Here is a 17265-nt window from a genome sequence, read left to right on the forward strand (position 1 = left end):
CGTTCGCGTCATCGTCGTCCCGAGCGCAGCGAAGGTCCTCGACGCTCGAACAGCACGACGGTCGCGCCGGTCGACCCGCGAGAGCGGCCGGCGCCCGCGCCGCCTAGAACGCCAGCGGCTTGGCCTGAGTGACGCCGGGGATGGCGCAGATGCGCGCCACCAGCTCCGGCGACATCGGCGAGTCGACGGCGACCAGCGCGATCGCCTCGCCGCCGGGCTTGTCGCGGCCGAGATGGAAGGTCGCGATGTTGACGCCGGCGTCGCCCAGCAGCGCGCCGAGGCGGCCGATGAAGCCGGGCTTGTCCTCGTTGGTGATGTAGAGCATGTGCGGCGCGAACTCGGCCTCGATCTCGATGCCCTTGATGTTCACCAGCCGGGGCTTGCTGCCGCCGAACAAGGTGCCGGAGACCGAGCGCGTGCGGCGCTCGGTCGTGACCGTGACGGTGATCTGCGTCTGGTAGTCGGCGTCGCGCTCGTGCTTCACCTCGGCGACGTCGATGCCGCGCTCGCGCGCCATGATCGGCGCGTTGACCATGTTGACGGTCTCGAGCTGCGGGCGCAGCAGGCCGGTGATCACCGCCTGGGTCAGCGGCTTGACGTTGAGCGCCGCGACCGCGCCCTCGTACTCGATGCTGACCGCCTTGATCCCGGTCTCGGTGAGCTGGCCGGCGAACGAGCCGAGATTGCCGGCGAGCTTGAGGTACGGCGCCAGCCGGGGCGCGTCCTCGGCCGAGACGTTGGGCATGTTCAGCGAGTTCACCACGGCGCCGGTGACGAGGTAGTCGCTCATCTGCTCGGCGACCTGCAGCGCCACGTTCTCCTGCGCCTCCAGCGTGCTGGCGCCGAGATGCGGCGTGCACACGAGGTTGGGCGCGCCGAACAGCACGTTGGTCTTCGCGGGCTCCTCGACGAAGACGTCGAACGCCGCGCCGGCGATGTGGCCGGAGATCAGCAGGTCGCGCACCGCCAGCTCGTCGACCAGCCCCCCGCGCGCGCAGTTGACGATGCGCACGCCCTTGCGCGCCTTCATCAGCCGCTCGCGGCCCAGGATGTTGCGGGTCTGGTCGTTGAGCGGCGTGTGGAGCGAGATGAAATCGGCGCGCGCCACCAGCTCGTCCAGCGTCACGCGCTCGACGCCCAGCGCCGTGGCGCGCTCCTCCGACAGGAACGGATCGTAGGCGATGACGCGCATCTTCAGGCCGATGGCGCGCTCGGCGACGATGGCGCCGATGTTGCCGCAGCCGATCAGGCCGAGCGTCTTGAACGACAGCTCGATGCCCATGAATCGGTTCTTCTCCCACTTGCCGGCCTGGGTCGAGGCGTTGGCCTCGGGGATCTGGCGGGCCAGCGCGAACATCATGGCGATGGCGTGCTCGGCGGTGGTGATGGCGTTGCCGAACGGCGTGTTCATGACCACCACGCCGCGGGCGGTGGCGGCCTTGATGTCGACGTTGTCGACGCCGATGCCGGCGCGGCCGACGACCTGAGGTTGGTCGCGACCGCCAGCACCTCGGCCGTGACCTTGGTGGCGGAGCGGATCGCGAGGCCGTCGTACTGGCCGACGATGGCGCGCAGCTCCTCGGGCTTGAGGCCGACCTTGACGTCGACCTCGACGCCGCGCTCGCGGAAGATCTCGGCGGCGCGCGCCGACAGGTCGTCGGAGATCAGGACTTTGGGCATGGGGCGGTTCCGTTCTCGATTGAGAGGGTGATGGGAGGTGGCGGAGCGGCGGGGCTAGAAGCCGCTTTTGTCGACCGGGACTGTCATCCCGAGCGGAGCGAGGGATCCAGGGGCGGCCGTGGCGCGAGATCCGCCCAGGCGGGATTGGCCGACTCCACGAGCCGGTCCTTCTTCTCGCGGCGCCATCCCTTGAGCTCCTTCTCGCGCGCGATCGCGTCGTCGATCCGGTCGCAGGTCTCGACATGCACGAGGGTGTCGATGCGGTAGCGCCGCGTGAACGCGCCGCCGGCGCCGGCGCGATGCTCGGCCACGCGGCGTTCGAGATCGTTCGTCACGCCGATGTACATGGCGGTCCGGTGGACGTTGGTCATGATGTACACGTGGTAGGTGCGCATCGATGTCGCTCGGCTGGGCGAGGGAAGACACTGGATCCCTCGCTGCGCTCGGGATGACAGGAGGGGCGGAACGTTTCGGCGCCGCTCCCGGGACAGAGAGGGGGCGGAACGTTTCGGCGCCGCTCCCGGGACAGAGAGGGGGCGGACCGCCTCCGCGCCGCGCCGGGGATGGTGCGCGCGACCCGCGCAGCGCGTCCTCGTGGCGCCCCCTCTCCGCCTCGGACGGGCGGAGAGGGGGCGCGTCAGGCGGCCTTGCCGGCGAACTCGCGTTCGATCTCGGCGTAGGCCCAGTCGAGCCACGGGCACAGCGCCTCGAGGTCGGCGGCCTCGACGGTGGCGCCGCACCAGATGCGCAGGCCCGGCGGGGCGTCGCGGTAGGAGCCGAGGTCGTAGCCGGCCTTCTCGGCCTCCAGCAGATCGGCCATCCTCTTCGCCGCCGCCGCCTGCCTGGCGGCGTCGAGCGCGGCGAACCACGGCGCCACGATGTTGAGGCACACCGAGGTGTTCGACCGCGTCGCGGGGTCGGCGGCGAGGAAGCCGATCCACGGCCGCTTGGCGGCGAATTTCTCGAGCACCGCGAGATTGGCGTTGGATCTAGCCATCAGCCCCTTCAGGCCGCCGACCGACTCGCCCCACACCAGCCCGTCGATCGCGTCCTCGACCGCGACCATCGACGGCGTGTTGATGGTCTCGCCCTTGAAGACGCCCTCGGTCAGCTTGCCGCCGGAGGTGAGGCGGAAGATCTTCGGCAGCGGCCACGGCGGCGTGTAAGTCGTCAGGCGCTCGACCGCGCGCGGGCTCAGCACCAGCATGCCGTGCGCGCCCTCGCCGCCCATCACCTTCTGCCAGCTCCACGTCACGACATCGAGCTTGGCCCATGGCAGATCCATCGCGAACGCGGCCGAGGTGGCGTCGCAGATCGCGAGGCCTGCGCGGTCGTCGGCGATCCACGCGCCGTCGGGCACCTTGACGCCCGAGGTCGTGCCGTTCCACGTGAACACCACGTCGCGCGACCAATCGACCATCTTGAGGTCGGGCAGCGCGCCGTAGGGCGCGTTGATGGTGCGCGCGTCCTTGAGCTTGAGCTGCTTGACGATGTCGTTGGCCCAGCCCTCGCCGAAGCTCTCCCAGGTCAGCACGTCGACGCCGCGGGCGCCGAGCATGGACCACAGCGTCATCTCGACGGCGCCGGTGTCGGAGGCGGGCACGATGCCGATCCGGTAATCCGCGGGGATTCCGAGCAGGGCGCGCGTGCGGTCGATGACCTCGGCGAGCTTCTGTTTACCCAGCTTGGAGCGGTGGGAGCGGCCGGTCGCGGCCCCCTTCAGCGCCTCGGGAGTCCATCCCGGTCTCTTGGCGCAGGGTCCCGAGGAGAAATCGGGACAGTTCGGGCGTGCGTTCGGCTTCATCGCGGCTCCCCTTGCAGAGAGTAAGCGCCCCGGTGGGGGGGCGTGACCCGCCGCGCGTGTACGCCGGATGGCGCGCGGGGGTCAAGACACGCGATGTTTCGATTGTTTACAGCCGGGGAGACAGCGGGGGTATCGCATACGGCCGATCTGGAAGATGAACCACGGAGGCACGGAGACACGGAGGATCGACGGTCGCGCGTCTTGGGCGCGCGATCATCGGCTCTTTTCGGACCTCGGTGTCTCGGTGTCCCTGTGGTCGACCGTCTCGCGGATCGAACGACGGCGCCATATGCGGTGCCGCGTCACTCCGCCGCGCGCAGGGCCGCGACCTTGGCGCGCTGGCCGTCCTCGCGGCGCTTGTTGGCGACGGCCTTGGCGCCGCCGGCGGTGCCGCTGAACATCTCCAGCGCGTCGAGGTCCTCGGCCACCGTCGGCGTCGTGGCGACGTCCATGTAGGCGAGCCGGTTCGGATCGCGCGCCACCTTGCGGTAGATCCGGTAGGCCTTCAGCGCCATCGTCGCGTAACGCCAGCCCTTGCGCGCGGTCTCGGCCCAGTAGCGCGGGTAGAACGTCAGCACGCCCTCGACCGGCAGGCCCGGCCGGCGGTCCGTCCGGTACTTGCGGCGCAGCACGCCGCCCTCCAGCGGATGGACGTTCTCCAGCAGGTACATCAGGTAGAACCACAGCATCAGCCGCATCTTGGCGCGCGGCCGGCCGCTCTCGATCGCCGCGGCGCGGCGGATCACGGTCTCCATGTGGGCGTCGCTGAAGTAGCTGTGCCAGGCCTCGGCGTAGACGCCGTCCCAGTCCGCGTCGCTCATCCTCTCGTGGTGCGTGACGCGGTGGTTGAGGTCGTACTTGTTGAGGTCCGGATCCATCCAGACGCCCTCGCCGAGCATGCGGCGGTGGTCCTCGGAGCCGGGCAGGGGCGTCAGGAAGAAGAACTCCAGCAGGTCGACCGGCAGCTCGCGCTTGATGATCTCGATGTCGCGCAGGATCGACTCGCGCGTGTCGCCGGGGAAGCCGAGGATGTAGCCGGCGTAGGTCGTGACCCCGAACTCGCGCCACTTCTGCAGCATGGTCCGGTAGTCGGTGATCTTGTTCTGCCGCTTCTTGGCGGCCATCAGGTTGTCGGGGTTGATGTTCTCCAGCCCGATGAACACGCGGTTGACGCCGGCCCGGCACGCCTTCTCGATGAAGCGCGGGATGCGGTGGCACTGCGTGTCGACCTGGATCACCAGCTTGAACTTGAGGCCCTCCTCCTCGCGCAGCCGGATCATCCGGTCGAACAGCGCCTCCCAGTCGCGGTTGCGCGCGAAATTGTCGTCGGTGATGAAGAACTTGCGCACGTTCTGGCGCGCGTTCTCGCGGATGATCAGCTCGAGGTCGTCGGCGGTGCGGAACCGGCTCTTGCGGCCCTGCACGTTGATGATGGTGCAGAACGAGCACTGGAACGGGCAGCCGCGGCCGAGGTCGAAGCTGGAGCGGCCGCCCTCGGTGCGGCGCACCGCCTCGAGCGGCAGGATCGGCACCGGCTCGCCCTCGAGCGAGGGCAGGTTGTCCATCCGGTTGTAGAGCGGCTTCAGCGTCCCGGCGTGGGCGTCGCGCAGCACGTCGTCGAGGCCGCCGTTCTCGGACTCGCCGGCCACCATCGTGATGCCGTCCGCCTGCGCGGCGCGGATCTCGGCCGGCAGCTCCTTGAGCATCGAGATGCAGCCCGACACGTGGAAGCCGCCGATCGCCACCGGCAGCCCGGCCGCGAGGAACGGCTTGGCGAGGTGGGTGGCGCGCGGGAACTGGTTGGACTGCACGCCCACCAGGGCGATCAGCGCCTTGCCGCCCTGGCGGCGGATGTCGGCGATGATGCGCTCCGGCCGGACGCGGAAATTGGTCTCGTCGTAGGTCGACAGGCGGATGTCGATTTCGGGTCCCAGCACGTCGCGCCTGCGCGCGTCCTCGGCCAGTCCGTTCAACGCCGCCAGCGTGTTGGCGGGGATGGCGGATCGGAACCACTGGATCGGATAGCCGTCGTCGTCGTAATGCGTCGGCTTGATCATCACGAAGTGGAACGGCTCGCGTCGAGTCGATGCCATCATTGCCCCCAACTCGGCGCCCGCGACGGGGGCGCCGGTCCGCATTGTTCCCATTCCCTCGGCGCCGGCATGGGTCGCTTGTTGAGGCGGGCCTCCAACGCCATCCGGAACCGGACGTCGCGGGAACCACGTCTTAGGGCAATCTAACCGACATCGCCGTCGCGTGAAACCACCGATTTGCGACCGATTCGCGGCTGCGCGGTGCGTCGCACCGAGCCGGGGGGCTTGACGTTGGCCTCCGGCGGGCCAGATGTCCCTACGGGAAACGTGCCCATCGGGAGGATTCCGTGGCGCTGTCGGTGTGCAAGGCGATCGGCGTGGCCCAGACCCTGGGCGTCGTCTGGACGGTCTACGAGGTCGCGCAGGCCGGCGTGGTCAGCGTGCGCCGGCGCTCGTTCCGGCCGCTGATGGTCGAGGGCGCGGGCCAGGCCGGCGGCTGGGCCGCGGGCGTCGCCGGCATGAAGGCGGGCTGCAAGATCGGGATCGTCGCCGGCCTCAAGACCGGCCCCGGCGCGCTGGTGACCGGCGCGATCGGCGCCGGGATCGGCGGTCTGGTCGGCTACGTCGCCGCCGGAAGGCTGGCCGAGCGCGCGCTGCCGGGGCGGCCCGCGGGCGACGGCGCGTCCGTGCCGACCACCGTCTAGTCCGGCGCGATCCCGGCCTGCGCCAGCGACGACCGCCAGCGGTTCCGGCGCGCCGGCCTGATGACGCCGCGCCCGGCGTGGCGGGCTCGGGCCCGCGGAACGGCATTTTGCGCCGTTGAGTGGTTATGGAATTTGCAGGATTGCAGGCCTGACCCCGTCACATGTTTCTACTCCTCTCAACTTGGCTACATCACGTCCGCTTAATCTTGCGTTCTCCTCGTACCGCCCAAACGGTACGCCGTGAAGCTCCGCGACCACGCGACCATCGGGGTCGCGCAGATAGTAGAATAGGTGCGCATGGCCAAGAATCAACCGCGAGTACCCGACGCCAATCGACCAGGACTTGGTGGTTGTGGTCGGCTTATAATCGATGGGCTGAAGCCGATCGACGGATCTAAACCATCGTTGCCCTGCGGTATCGACCATCTCTACCCCCAGTCAAACGGACTAACGGTCTTCTGAAACAACCCCTCCGCTGACTTCATATTTTGCCGGCCTTGTTGATCCTTGAGAGATCTCCACTATTCGGATGTCCGCGATAAGACGACCGCCGTCTTTACATTCCCCCCACATGAAGTAGTGGCGGGCGTAATGCGTTCCGTGGCAGTGATATCCCTTCATGCCGTTGGCAGATCTGTCGCACCGAAGGCCAACAACGCTTTCAAGATAAGTAATGGTCGACTCGATGCCGTCTGAGCGAATACTCTCCTCCAGATCGTTCTTTAGTCGCAATCTACGATCCGCGATTCCGCGCGGCGTGTTGTGACTAGAATATTGATGATACATAAGAAAATTCAGCGCTCGCGGATTCGGGTCGCATGGTGGCGTGAAGCATCCCGGTAGCAATATGGCGAGCAAAAGAACAGCGATATAGTCAATGCGAAGCGCGCGGAAAAGAGAGTGAGATTCTCTGCCATTTGTTGAAGCCCGTCTTCTTTCCGGCATGTCAGTCATGGTGGTTTACCTCTCCGTCACGTGCGATGACGAATCGCCGCGTACAGATGCGCAAGGCCGACTCCCGGTGCGCGATGACGATCACAGTCCGTCCCCTCACGATCTCCGCCATGTTGTCCTGCACGATCGCCTCCGTCTCCGCGTCCAGCGCGCTGGTCGCCTCGTCGAAGATCAGGATGCGGGGGTCCATCAGCAGCGCCCGCGCGATCGCGATGCGCTGCCGCTGGCCGCCGGAGAGGTTCATTCCCCGCTCCTCGATCTGAGTGTCGTAGCCCTCCGGCATCTGGAGGATGAAGTCGTGCGCGCCCGCCATGGTCGCGGCCTTGACGATCCGGTCCATCGACACCGTGCGGTCGGCCAGCGCGATGTTGTCCCGGACGGAGCGGTTGAACAGCACCGACTCCTGCGGCACCACGCCGACCTGCCGCCGCAGCCAGGCCGGGTCGATCAGCGCCAGGTCGACCCCGTCCACGAGCACCCGGCCCGACTCCGGCACGTAGAGCCGCTGCACCAGCTTCGCCAGGGTGCTCTTGCCCGAGCCCGAGGCGCCGGTGATCCCGATCACCTGTCCGGCGGGGATCTTCAGCGACAGGCGCCGCAGGACCTCCGGGCCGTCGGACCGGTAGCGGAACGTGACGGCGTCGAACTCGATGTCGCCGCGGATCGGCGGCAGCACGACCCGGCCGGCTTTGTAGGTCGGCTCGGTGGGGGTGTTGAGGATGTCGCCCAGCCGGTTGACGGAGATGCGGACCTGCTGGAAGTCCTGCCACATCTGGCTCAGCCGCAGGATCGGCTGGATCACGTGGTTGGCGAACATCGTGAAGGCGATGAACTGGCCCACCGTCAGCTCGCCGTCGATCACCGCGTGGCCGGGGGCGGCGCGGTGATGCGCGGATGACGTTGCCGGGAGGGCGGGAGCGGACGACCGGGACAGGGCGGCCTCCGGAGCGGCGGTGGCTGAGGCGACGCTATCGGGCCGGCGACGCGGTCGCAAGGCGCGGGTGTGGCTCGTCCGTCAGCCCGAACGCCGTGAGGGATCTTGGGGCGGCGGAAAGATCCCTCGCTGCGCTCGGGATGACGGTATCGCTGTCGGTGGCTCCACGCTTCAAACAGCGCGTCGGACGCTTTGGGGTCAGGCCTGCGAAACGGCAAACGTTGCCGCCCGCCTCGCGCCGAAAAATGCAGTTTTGCAGGCCTGACCCCCTCACGTACCCGACCCGTTTACGTCACGACTCCGCCGCCCGCACCGCCGCGTCTACTCCCGCACGATGCGCGCCTGCTCAAGCAACGACCGCCAGCGGTTGCGGCGGGCCGGCTCGATGACGCCGCGCACGGCGTAGTGCAGCGTGTGGGTGGCGTCGCGGCCGTGGACCACGCGCACCAGCTCGTTCTGGTCGGGCTGGGTGGCGCAGCCTTTGACCACCAGCTCGTAGAGCGCGTCGGTCGCGGAGCGGCGCAGGAAGGTCAGGCGGGCGGTGGGGCAGGTCTTCTTCACGCCCTCGATGATCTGCTCGAGGAAGCCGTCGAGCGAGGCCAGTTTCGGCAGGCCCTCCAGCGTCTGGTAGGTGAGCTTCTCGCGCCACGCCTTGGCCGACTGTCCGTCCGGCATCCACTCCGTCAGCGTGCGGTTCTCGCCGACCTGCTGCAACGCCACGTCCCAGTTGGGATCGTCGAGCGCGAACACCAGCCGCTCGCGCTTCTCCGCCGGCTCCTCGGCCGGCGCGGCCGGGGCCGGCATGGTCATCGTGGTCTGCGCGGCCGCCGGTCCGGGCGGGAGCAGGGCGATCGCGAGGACGGCGAGCGCGCGGGGGAGCGTCGACATGGCCGTCCTCCTAGCACGCCGGCGCCGCGAAGGCGCCGCGGCCGGGCCCGCGATATCGCGGGTCGGCGGCGGGCGCGTCGGGGCCTCGACGTGGACGGCCGGCGCATCGACAAGACCTGACGAGCCGGGACGGAGAGGGACATTCGCGGGAGCGTCGATTCCGGCGTCGCGCGAATCGCGGCGGGGCGATTCGTGACGCCCGTTCCAACGGCATCGGATCGATTCCGGCGCGTCCCGCGGCGGGCGGAATTGGCGTTTGTATATTGTATTTTGTACACAATATGCAAAACAGCGCTTTCAGGGCGAAATTCCCAAATCGGACGATGAAAAACGTAGGCTTTCGGGTTTGGACACCGTACGCGGGCGGCTCGCGGAACGGTGTTGCCGGCCATCGAATTTGCCGTTTTGCAGGCCTGACCCCGTCACCCAAATAGCGCCCTTCATCCTGCCGCTCGACGTGGACAGCTGCAAGGAGTGGCTTTGCAATCTCACGCAGCGCCAATTGCACTCCTAGCTCAACGTCTTCTGATATTTCGTCCATTGTACTGGTCGCCTTTTCTCTATCTAAACGGCCTGGTCGGAATGCTCATCCCCAATGCCTCGAACGCTTCCGGGAGCTCGAAATGACCCCGCACTCACGTATCCTTATTTCTCCGCTTGAAAATATGCCAAAGCAGCGCGATTTCCGCGCCGATGAGCACAACCGATGCGGTCCCGTAACACCAGAAATTTATTTCATATGCCGCAAAACGCGAAGCGCGCTCCGGAAACGAGGAAAGCCAAGCGAAAGTGATCGCCTGTCCCGCAGCGAGAAGCGCAGCTATGAGTATGGCTACGGCAAGCAGCACTAGGCGCCAAGATATCGGCGGCCGCATGGCTATCGACTCGGCGGGATTTGAGGTCCAGTTCTACATCTATTTACTACCGAATAGGCGAAGGATTGGCATTGATTGAACGGCGGAAGGAATCGACCTATCGGCCTACCAATCTTGAGTTGGGCGTTGACGCATTGTTCGTTGACATTGTGCATTTTTGTGCAGTGCGTAGGCGTGTCTTTTGAATGGTCATTGACCTGCACTCTCATGCCATATCCTTCATATTCCTGACCGGGCCTGATATTCGGGTTCGCTCCCATGCCGGCCGCTATCATGTCAGTTCGAACCCAGCAATGATCTGTGAGGCCATAGGCGATATCTGCTGGCCGACAGCATTGGTCAACTCGCGCAGATAGAGAGCAAATCCTATCCAAACGCACCATCAATCGGTTCGCCCCTCAGATGAACCGCGAGACCCCAACGCTCACGACCCTCGATCGGCGGCAGTGCTGTTCTGAGCACGTCAACGGCCTGGTCAAACAGCAGCTGCATCTCAGCGCGTTCGGCTCCGTAGTGTGTTACTTCGATCTTTGACCACAAATAGCGCCCTTCATCCTGCCGCTCGACGTGGACAGCCGCAAGGAGCGGCTTCGCAATCTCACGTAGCGCCAGTTGCACTCGTAGCGCAACGTCTTCAGGTATTTCCCGAGGCAGCCCACCTTGATCCGCCACCGCCATGAGTGCCGACCCTAGACAACGATGGTTTGCGTCGCTGACGATATGATATAGGATTCATACATTGTTTCATGATCGTGTAACATAAGTTGAAATGCGTTCGAAAACGTTAGTATTATGTTTCCTCCACCTCTATTTTGTACGGACTCGACTTTTTGTCCGACAATTTTTGCGAGCTGCCCACGTATTGCCGGCATGCCTTCGGGCATTGCGATACATGCGCCTGTTGCGCCAAATTCCATTTCGCTTACAATGCTAATTTCGCACTTTTCATCAAAATGTACGACGGTTGAATGCGTACCTATGAGTACGCCTTCTACTTTTCGTCCAACGAGAAAACTCAAATCAACCGAGGCGTCGAGGCCGTACATTGATCTATCCTTCGCTAAGGAAGTGGAATATGCGTTTCCCATCTAGCGCCGGTGCCGCCAGTCGCAGGGTTTGTCGGTTGCCCTCGGCCATTTGTACGCACCCAATATCCTGTTGGGTAGCTTTCGTTTGGGCGCATGATCCGTATCGTGTTGGCACTTCCCGTTGTTCCCGGCGCTCGCCACACCGTTCCGCGCCCATTTGAGGTGGGCGCGGACACCCAACCCGATGGAATCTCAGGAGTAGCGGGGGGATTTGTCGGCTTGACAAAGTTTTTCGGCGGTCGAGGACCGGATTGTCGGAGCGTGGGTGGTAGTGGCTTCGCAACTGCGAAACTCAACGCGGCTCCCCACGCTGCATCTCTCCTAACATCGGCCCAGTTGATGTCCGCGCAACCACGGCCAGTTCGATTGTACTGGGATAGGATACTGAAGCCGCCGCCAATCGACGCACCCAATAGTGCATTGCGTATCATCGGAAGTGCCACGCGTGCGACCACGACGAGTGCGATATGTTCCCCCGTGGGATCGATATATGAGAGAGGATTCCCGCCGACATACGCGTACGTGTTCATCCCGCCAAGCAGCCCGATGGGATCGGACTGTACGTACCGCCCGATGCGTGGATCGTAGTCGCGGAACAGGTTGTAGCTGTAGCCGGTCTCCGGGTCGGCGATCTGGCCGGGGAAGCGGTTGTCGTTGGACGCCGGAGCGGTCGCGGTCAGCGTCGCGAGTTCGCCGAACGGCGCGGTGTGCAGGTCCCAGACGACGGCGCCGGTGGCGTCGGTCATCTTCTGCGCCGTGCCCAGCCGGTCGGCGTGGACCCAGAAGATGGCGGGCGTGCCCGCTGTCGTGACGACGACGGCCAAGGGCATGCCGTCCATCGCGATATGCTCGCGGAACGTCGCGCCGGAGACGTCGATCTCCGCCAGCAGCATGCCCTCCTGGTCGTAGACGTAGTGGCGGTCGATGGCGCCGGCGGTCCGCCGCGCGCGCTGGCCCAGCCCGTCGTGCGCGTAGGTCGCGAGCGTGGCCCCGGCCTGCGTCACGGTCCTGAGCCGGTCGTCCGGTCCATAGCCCAGCGTCCAGGTGCCGCCCGCCCGCACGTCGGTCAGCGCGTTGCCCGAGGCGCTGTAGGTGAAGCTGCGGGTGACGCCGCCGGCGATGGACGTGAGGCGGTTCGACGTCGCGGGGTAGGTGTAGGTCGAAGCGACGCCGCCGATCGAGCTGGAACTGCGGTTGCCGACGATGTCGTAGGCGTAGAGCAGGCTGCCGTACTGGCCCGTCGCGGAGGTCAGCCGGTCGAGCGCGTCGTAGCCCAGCGTCTGGTCGCGCGCGGGGGTGACCGCGTCGCTCAGGGTGAGGACGTTGTCGACGGCGTCGTAGGCGTAGGTCAAGTTGAGCACGCTGGCGCCGACGCCGGGGCCGACCGTCAGATTGGTCAGCCGGTAGTCTAGGTCGTACGCCGCGCTGAGGGTGAGGCCGTTGCCGAGGGTCAGTCCCGTGAGCGGCCCGAACGGCCTGTATGTGCCGGCGCTGGCCAGCGTCGTGGGCGTGCCGCCCGCGGTCTGCCGGGTGACGGCCTGCGTGATCTGGCCCAGCGCGTCGCGGGTGTGTTCGACGACGCGGCCGGAGGGATACGTCACCGACGCGACGCGGTCGGAGAGGTCGTAGGTGTAGGACGTGACCAGCGTCAGCCCGCCTTGGACGCGCGTGTGGCGGACGAGGTTGCCGCGCGCGTCGTAGGCGAAGGCCGAGGTGCCGGCCGGATCGACGATCCCCGTCAGCCGCCCGATCCCGAAGTTCCCCGCCGTGGGATCGTCGTAGGTGAACGTCACGTCGTCCGCCGTCGTGCCCGGCGGCGCGGCGTAGCGGCGGGACGTGACCCGGTTCAGGGCGTCGTATGTGAACCAGGTCGACACGCCCCGCGCATCGATGGCGCGCGTGAGGTTGCCGGCCTCGTCGTAGTGGTTGACCGTGACGCCGGTGTCCGGCGAGGTCGTCTGGATGAGGTTGTCGAAGCCGTCGAAGACGTTGGTGGTGACCAGACCGCGCGAGTCGGTGATGGTCAGGGGGTTGTCGCGCTTGTCGTAGGTCAGGCGGGTCTGGCCGCCGGCCGGATCGGCGACGCGGCTCAACCGGCCCAGCGCGTCGAAGGTGCTGGTGGTGGTCCGGGAGAGCGGATCGACCTCGCCGGTGTTCCGCGACAGCCGGTCGTAGGCGTAGGCGGTGGTCTGGCCGGCGGCGCCGATCGACCGCATCAGCCGGCCCAGCTCGTCGAACGCCGCCGTCATCTGGCGCCGCACCGTGCCGCCGGACTCCTTCACCACCGTCGCGGTGGCGCCGCCCATGCGGTCGAGCGTGTACTCGATCCGCTGGCCGGTGTTGTCGGTCACGCTGACCGGGCGCTGGGCGTCGTCGTAGCCGAAGTCGAGATAGGAGCCGTCCGGCCGGGTGATCCGCGTCACGAGGCTGGCGGCGTCCCACGCGATGGTCGTGGTGGCCGCCGCCGCCGTGCCGCTGGCGGCGGTCATGGACGTCAACCGGCCGCGCGCGTCGTACGCCAGGGTCGTGACCACCCCGTTGGGATCGGTGACGGTCAGCGGCATGCCGCGCCCGTCCACGGCGTTGACCGTTGTCACCTGCCCCAAGGCGTTGGTGACCGACGCCAGATGGCCCGCGGAGTCGTAGGCGTAGGTCGTCAGATCGACGACGTCGATCCGTGGACCGTTCACGGTCTGCACGAGTCCGGTGGCGGTGTAGGTGTAGTCCCAGATGCGCGTGCGGTTGGTGGTCGAGTAGGGGATGGACTGCGTCTGCTTGTCCGTCCACTTCACCTGCGTCGTGCGGCCCACCGTGTAGGTGAAGTCGGTCCAACGCCCCGTGGCCTCGATGCGGTCCGGCGCGAGGAAGGCGGCGTTGTAGGTGTAGGTGACGGTGCGGTCCGTGGCCGCGACGTTGGCGCTCTCGCGGAAGGCGTTGAGGGAGCGGCCGTAGGCCTTGACCACCGCGCCGTAGGTGTTCTGGGTGCCCTCCTCGTCGATCGTGCCGGTCGCCCAGGCGCCGCTCCACGTGAAGGTCGCCGCGCCGGCGGCGCAGTTGGCGGTGGCGTGGCCGTCGATCCGGACGATGCGCGGCGGGCTGGTGGTGCTATTGGCGGGCTGGATGGTGTAGACGGTCTGCCGGCCCAGCGGGTTGACCATGGTGGCGGTGTAGTTGCCCGAGCCGGTCCACGCGCCGTAGCCGACGAGGTAGCGCTCCTGGCCGTCGGCTCCCTCCGACAGCGTGGCGCGGCCCAGCGCCTCGTAGGCGTAGGTCGCGATCCGCACGCCCTTCTCGTCGACGATGCCGGTGATGGCCTGCGGGAAGGCGGCGTCCTCGTGTTTGTATTCGACGCGCGGGTTGTCGTCCGGATCGCCGGGGGTGGCGTCGGGATGGATGACCTTGACCAGCCGCCAGCGCGTCGCGGTGAAGAAGGGGTAGCTCTCGTAGGCGTAGCGCGTGACGCGGCCGTCGGGGCCGGTCATGGTCTCGAGCTTGCCGGCGGCGTCGTAGGTGAACGCGAGCGCACGGCCCTGGTTGTCGGTGACCGTCGTCAGGCGGCCGGTGCCGGCGTCGTAGGCCAGGGTCTGGACGTAGCCTTCGCGGGTGGTGATCGAGGTCAGCCGCCCGCCCGCGTCGAACGCCTCGGTCGTGCCCTCGGCGTCGACATAGGTGTATCCGCCGCCGCCCAGCGGCGTCAGCAGGCCGCCGAAGGTGTCGTCGAACGGCGCCAGGACGGGGTTGGCCGTGGAGCCGCGCCAGAACTCGGCGATGGCGCCGTTGGGCCGCCGCAGCTCCATGCGCGTGTCGCTGTAGAACACCACGGCGCGGTCGTAGGTCGAGGTCCAGCCGCTGCCGAGGCTGCTCTCGGGGCGCGCCAGCCGGTCGGTGGCCGCCACCTGCCCGAGCAGGGAGTTGTAGAACCGGGTGAAGACGAGGGGGTTGTCGCCGACCGTCGCGAAGTCGGTGGCGACGAGGAACTTGTTGCCGGTGCGCACGTCGATCGGATTCGGCGTGGTGGCCGGTCCGACCCCGACGCCGTTTGCGCTGGAGGCGGCCATGGCGCCGTCGGGCGACGCGGGAACGGGAGGGCGGCTGGACCCGCCGGGGCCGCCCGGCCCCCGGGTGCCGCCGACCGTCGAGCCCGGCGCCTGGCAGGAGTTCGGCGGCGCCGCCGCGACCACGTTCGGCAGCGCGCCCGACGTGCAGCCGCTGGGGGAGTCGCCGCTGGTCGTCTGGCCGGGATCGCAGGACGGTGCGGTCGGCTCGAGGCGTATGATCGGCACGCCGCCGGCGATATCCTCGATCTCGCAGATCCAGTTCCGGCTGGTCGGAGAGGCCCGGTAGTAGCTGAGCAGCGTGCCGGTCCAGAAGGCGGCGTAGCCCTGGCAGGCGAGCTGCACCGTCGGGCAGTGCCCCTGCCAGTGCAGCGCCGCGCCGGGCGCCTGCCAGCAGCCCGGCTGGTACGTGTAGCCCGTCCAGCGCGCCGAAGACGGCGAGGGCGACCACATTGCGAGAGCCGCGGCGAGAGGCCACGACCACACGGACACGGCACGCGCGATCCATCGCATCGTCAACTCCGTCGATGGCGGACATCCTTGGAGCGAGAGGATCGCAGCACCACACCCTATGATTGTCAACAATAGACAGGCTGCACGCGCATGCGGATAGAATGGAGTAGCTCCACGGGATCACGCCGAGGCGATGGCCGGTGACGGCGGCGCCGCGAAGGCGCTTTCCCGGTGCGGGGCGAATGCGCTACCAACGCCCGCGCAACCGACGGATTCCCGATGACCTCGTTCCAATCCCGCCCCGCGGCCTCCTGCCGGCAGGCCTCGGCGACATGCTGCCGCCCGAGGCGGCGCTGGAGGCGCGCGTGATGGAGCTGGCGCTGTCGCGCCTGGCGGCGCACGGCTACCAGCGCGTCAAGCCGCCGCTGGTCGAGTTCGAGGAGTCGCTGCTGGGCGGACCGGGCGCGGCGCTGGCCAAGGACACGTTCCGGCTGATGGACCCGGTGTCGCAGCGCATGATGGGCGTGCGGCCGGACATGACCGTGCAGGTCGCGCGCATCGCCGTGACCCGCCTGAAGGACGCGCCCAGGCCGCTGCGGTTGTCCTATTCCGGCAACGTCATCCGCGTGCGGGGCACGCAGCTGCGGCCCGAGCGGCAGTTCGCTCAGGTCGGCGCCGAGCTGATCGGGCCGGACTCGGCCGAGGCCGACGCCGAGACCGTGCTGCTGGCGGTCGAGGCGCTGCGCGCCGCCGGGGTCGAGAAGCTCTCGGTCGATCTCAACCTGCCGACGCTGGTGACCGCGACCTGCCGCGCGCTGGCGCTGCCGGCGCCGGTCGTCGCGCGCCTGCGCCGCGCGCTGGAGGGCAAGGACGAGGACGCGGTGCGCCGCGTGCTGGCGGATTCGGGCGACGCCGCCGGCCTGTTCACGGGTCTGCTGCGCTCGGTCGGGCCGGCCGATGCGGGGCTGGCGGCGCTGGCGGCGTTGCGTCTGCCGGCCGACGCGCGGGCCGAGGCCGACCGGCTGGCGGAGGTCGTGCGCCTGGTGCGGGCGGCGACCGACGAGCCGCGGCTGACGATCGATCCGGTGGAGTACCGCGGGCTCGAGTACCAGACCGGCGTCAGCTTCACCTTCTACGCGCTCGACACGCGCGGCGAGCTGGGCCGGGGCGGGCGCTACCTCGCGGGCTATCCCGAGGACGAGGGGCGCGAGCCCGATCCCTCGGTGGTGCCGATCGCGGCGGCGGCGGGGTCGGCCGCGGCCACGGCCGTCGAGCCGGCGACCGGCTTCACGCTCTATCTCGACACCCTGCTGGGCGCGGCGCGCGTCGAGCTGCCGGGACGGCGGCTCTACGTGCCGGCCGGCGCGCCCTGGGCCGATCTCGCGCGCTGGCAGCGCGACGGATTTCTGACGGTCCGCGGCCTCGCCACCGTCGATGACATCGGCGCCGAGGCCCGCCGTCTCGGCTGCGCCTTCGCGCTGCTCGACGGCAAGGCCGTCGCGGTCTGACGGCGGCGGACACGGCCTGCTGTCCCGCGGAGCGACCGCGGCGCACACCCCTCATCCGGCGCTCCGCGCCACCTTCTCCCGCGTCCGCGCTAGCACATCCACACGTCTCGGATCGCGCCGCCTTTTCCCTCTCCGCCGCGCAGCGGGGGAGAGGGCGGGGCCCATGCGAAGCATGGGAGGGTGAGGTGGTCGCGGGATCGGTGGCGATGTCGATTGGACAAGTCCAGTACGCCGACATCAAAGCGCCGATGACGCCATCGCTACCCACCTCACCGCCGCTGTATCGGCG

General features: G+C 67.9%; 11 protein-coding genes and 1 pseudogene. 2 read left to right on the forward strand and 10 right to left on the reverse strand.

The features are described from left to right. Positions 1-103: 103 nt before the first annotated feature. From IPK81_21640 to IPK81_21655, 4 genes and pseudogenes are all read right to left on the reverse strand, one after another. A pseudogene (locus IPK81_21640) lies at positions 104-1680 on the reverse strand (phosphoglycerate dehydrogenase). An 83-nt stretch (positions 1681-1763) separates the two neighbouring features. Beyond that, positions 1764-2075 carry a GIY-YIG nuclease family protein gene (locus IPK81_21645; GenBank protein ID QQS12090.1) on the reverse strand — a complete coding sequence of 104 codons (312 nt, stop codon included), beginning with the start codon at positions 2073-2075 and terminating at the stop codon, positions 1764-1766. A gap of 242 nt (positions 2076-2317) precedes the next feature. Further along, complete coding sequence (locus tag IPK81_21650; GenBank protein ID QQS12091.1) at positions 2318-3484, reverse strand: phosphoserine transaminase; 1167 nt, start codon at positions 3482-3484, stop codon at positions 2318-2320. Positions 3485-3786: 302 nt separating this feature from the next. Then, positions 3787-5541, reverse strand: a complete 1755-nt coding sequence (locus IPK81_21655) for a radical SAM protein (GenBank protein QQS15211.1) — start codon at positions 5539-5541, stop codon at positions 3787-3789. Positions 5542-5864: 323 nt separating this feature from the next. On the opposite strand from IPK81_21655, the gene IPK81_21660 reads away from it, so the two are divergent. Next, the gene (locus IPK81_21660; GenBank protein QQS12092.1) at positions 5865-6221 is read left to right on the forward strand and encodes a hypothetical protein; all 357 of its coding nucleotides are present in this window, start codon (positions 5865-5867) and stop codon (positions 6219-6221) included. A 447-nt stretch (positions 6222-6668) separates the two neighbouring features. Here the strand turns inward: IPK81_21660 and IPK81_21665 are convergent, their stop codons facing one another. The 6 genes from IPK81_21665 to IPK81_21690 all read right to left on the reverse strand — a co-directional run bounded on the left by IPK81_21665 (position 6669) and on the right by IPK81_21690 (position 15468). After that, positions 6669-7175, reverse strand: a complete 507-nt coding sequence (locus IPK81_21665; protein QQS12093.1) for a hypothetical protein — start codon at positions 7173-7175, stop codon at positions 6669-6671. Continuing rightward, positions 7168-7992, reverse strand: coding sequence for an ATP-binding cassette domain-containing protein (locus tag IPK81_21670; protein QQS15212.1), 825 nt, complete (start codon positions 7990-7992; stop codon positions 7168-7170). Before IPK81_21670 ends, IPK81_21665 begins: the two co-directional genes overlap by 8 nt. 438 nt (positions 7993-8430) lie before the next feature. Then, positions 8431-8997, reverse strand: coding sequence for a hypothetical protein (locus IPK81_21675; GenBank protein ID QQS12094.1), 567 nt, complete (start codon positions 8995-8997; stop codon positions 8431-8433). A 1241-nt stretch (positions 8998-10238) separates the two neighbouring features. After that, positions 10239-10550, reverse strand: a complete 312-nt coding sequence (locus IPK81_21680; protein ID QQS12095.1) for a hypothetical protein — start codon at positions 10548-10550, stop codon at positions 10239-10241. 11 nt (positions 10551-10561) lie between these two features. Then, positions 10562-10918: a hypothetical protein gene (locus IPK81_21685; GenBank protein ID QQS12096.1), complete on the reverse strand. Its 357-nt coding sequence runs from the start codon at positions 10916-10918 to the stop codon at positions 10562-10564. 14 nt (positions 10919-10932) lie between these two features. Further along, positions 10933-15468: an RHS repeat protein gene (locus IPK81_21690; GenBank protein ID QQS12097.1), complete on the reverse strand. Its 4536-nt coding sequence runs from the start codon at positions 15466-15468 to the stop codon at positions 10933-10935. Between the two features lie 242 nt (positions 15469-15710). Between IPK81_21690 and IPK81_21695 the strand changes: the two genes are divergently transcribed. Further along, positions 15711-16976 (forward strand): ATP phosphoribosyltransferase regulatory subunit, encoded by a 1266-nt coding sequence (locus tag IPK81_21695; GenBank protein ID QQS12098.1) that lies wholly within the window; start codon positions 15711-15713, stop codon positions 16974-16976. Positions 16977-17265: the final 289 nt, after the last annotated feature.

Source organism: Rhodospirillales bacterium (assembly GCA_016699855.1).
In the GTDB taxonomy this organism is placed as follows: domain Bacteria; phylum Pseudomonadota; class Alphaproteobacteria; order Reyranellales; family Reyranellaceae.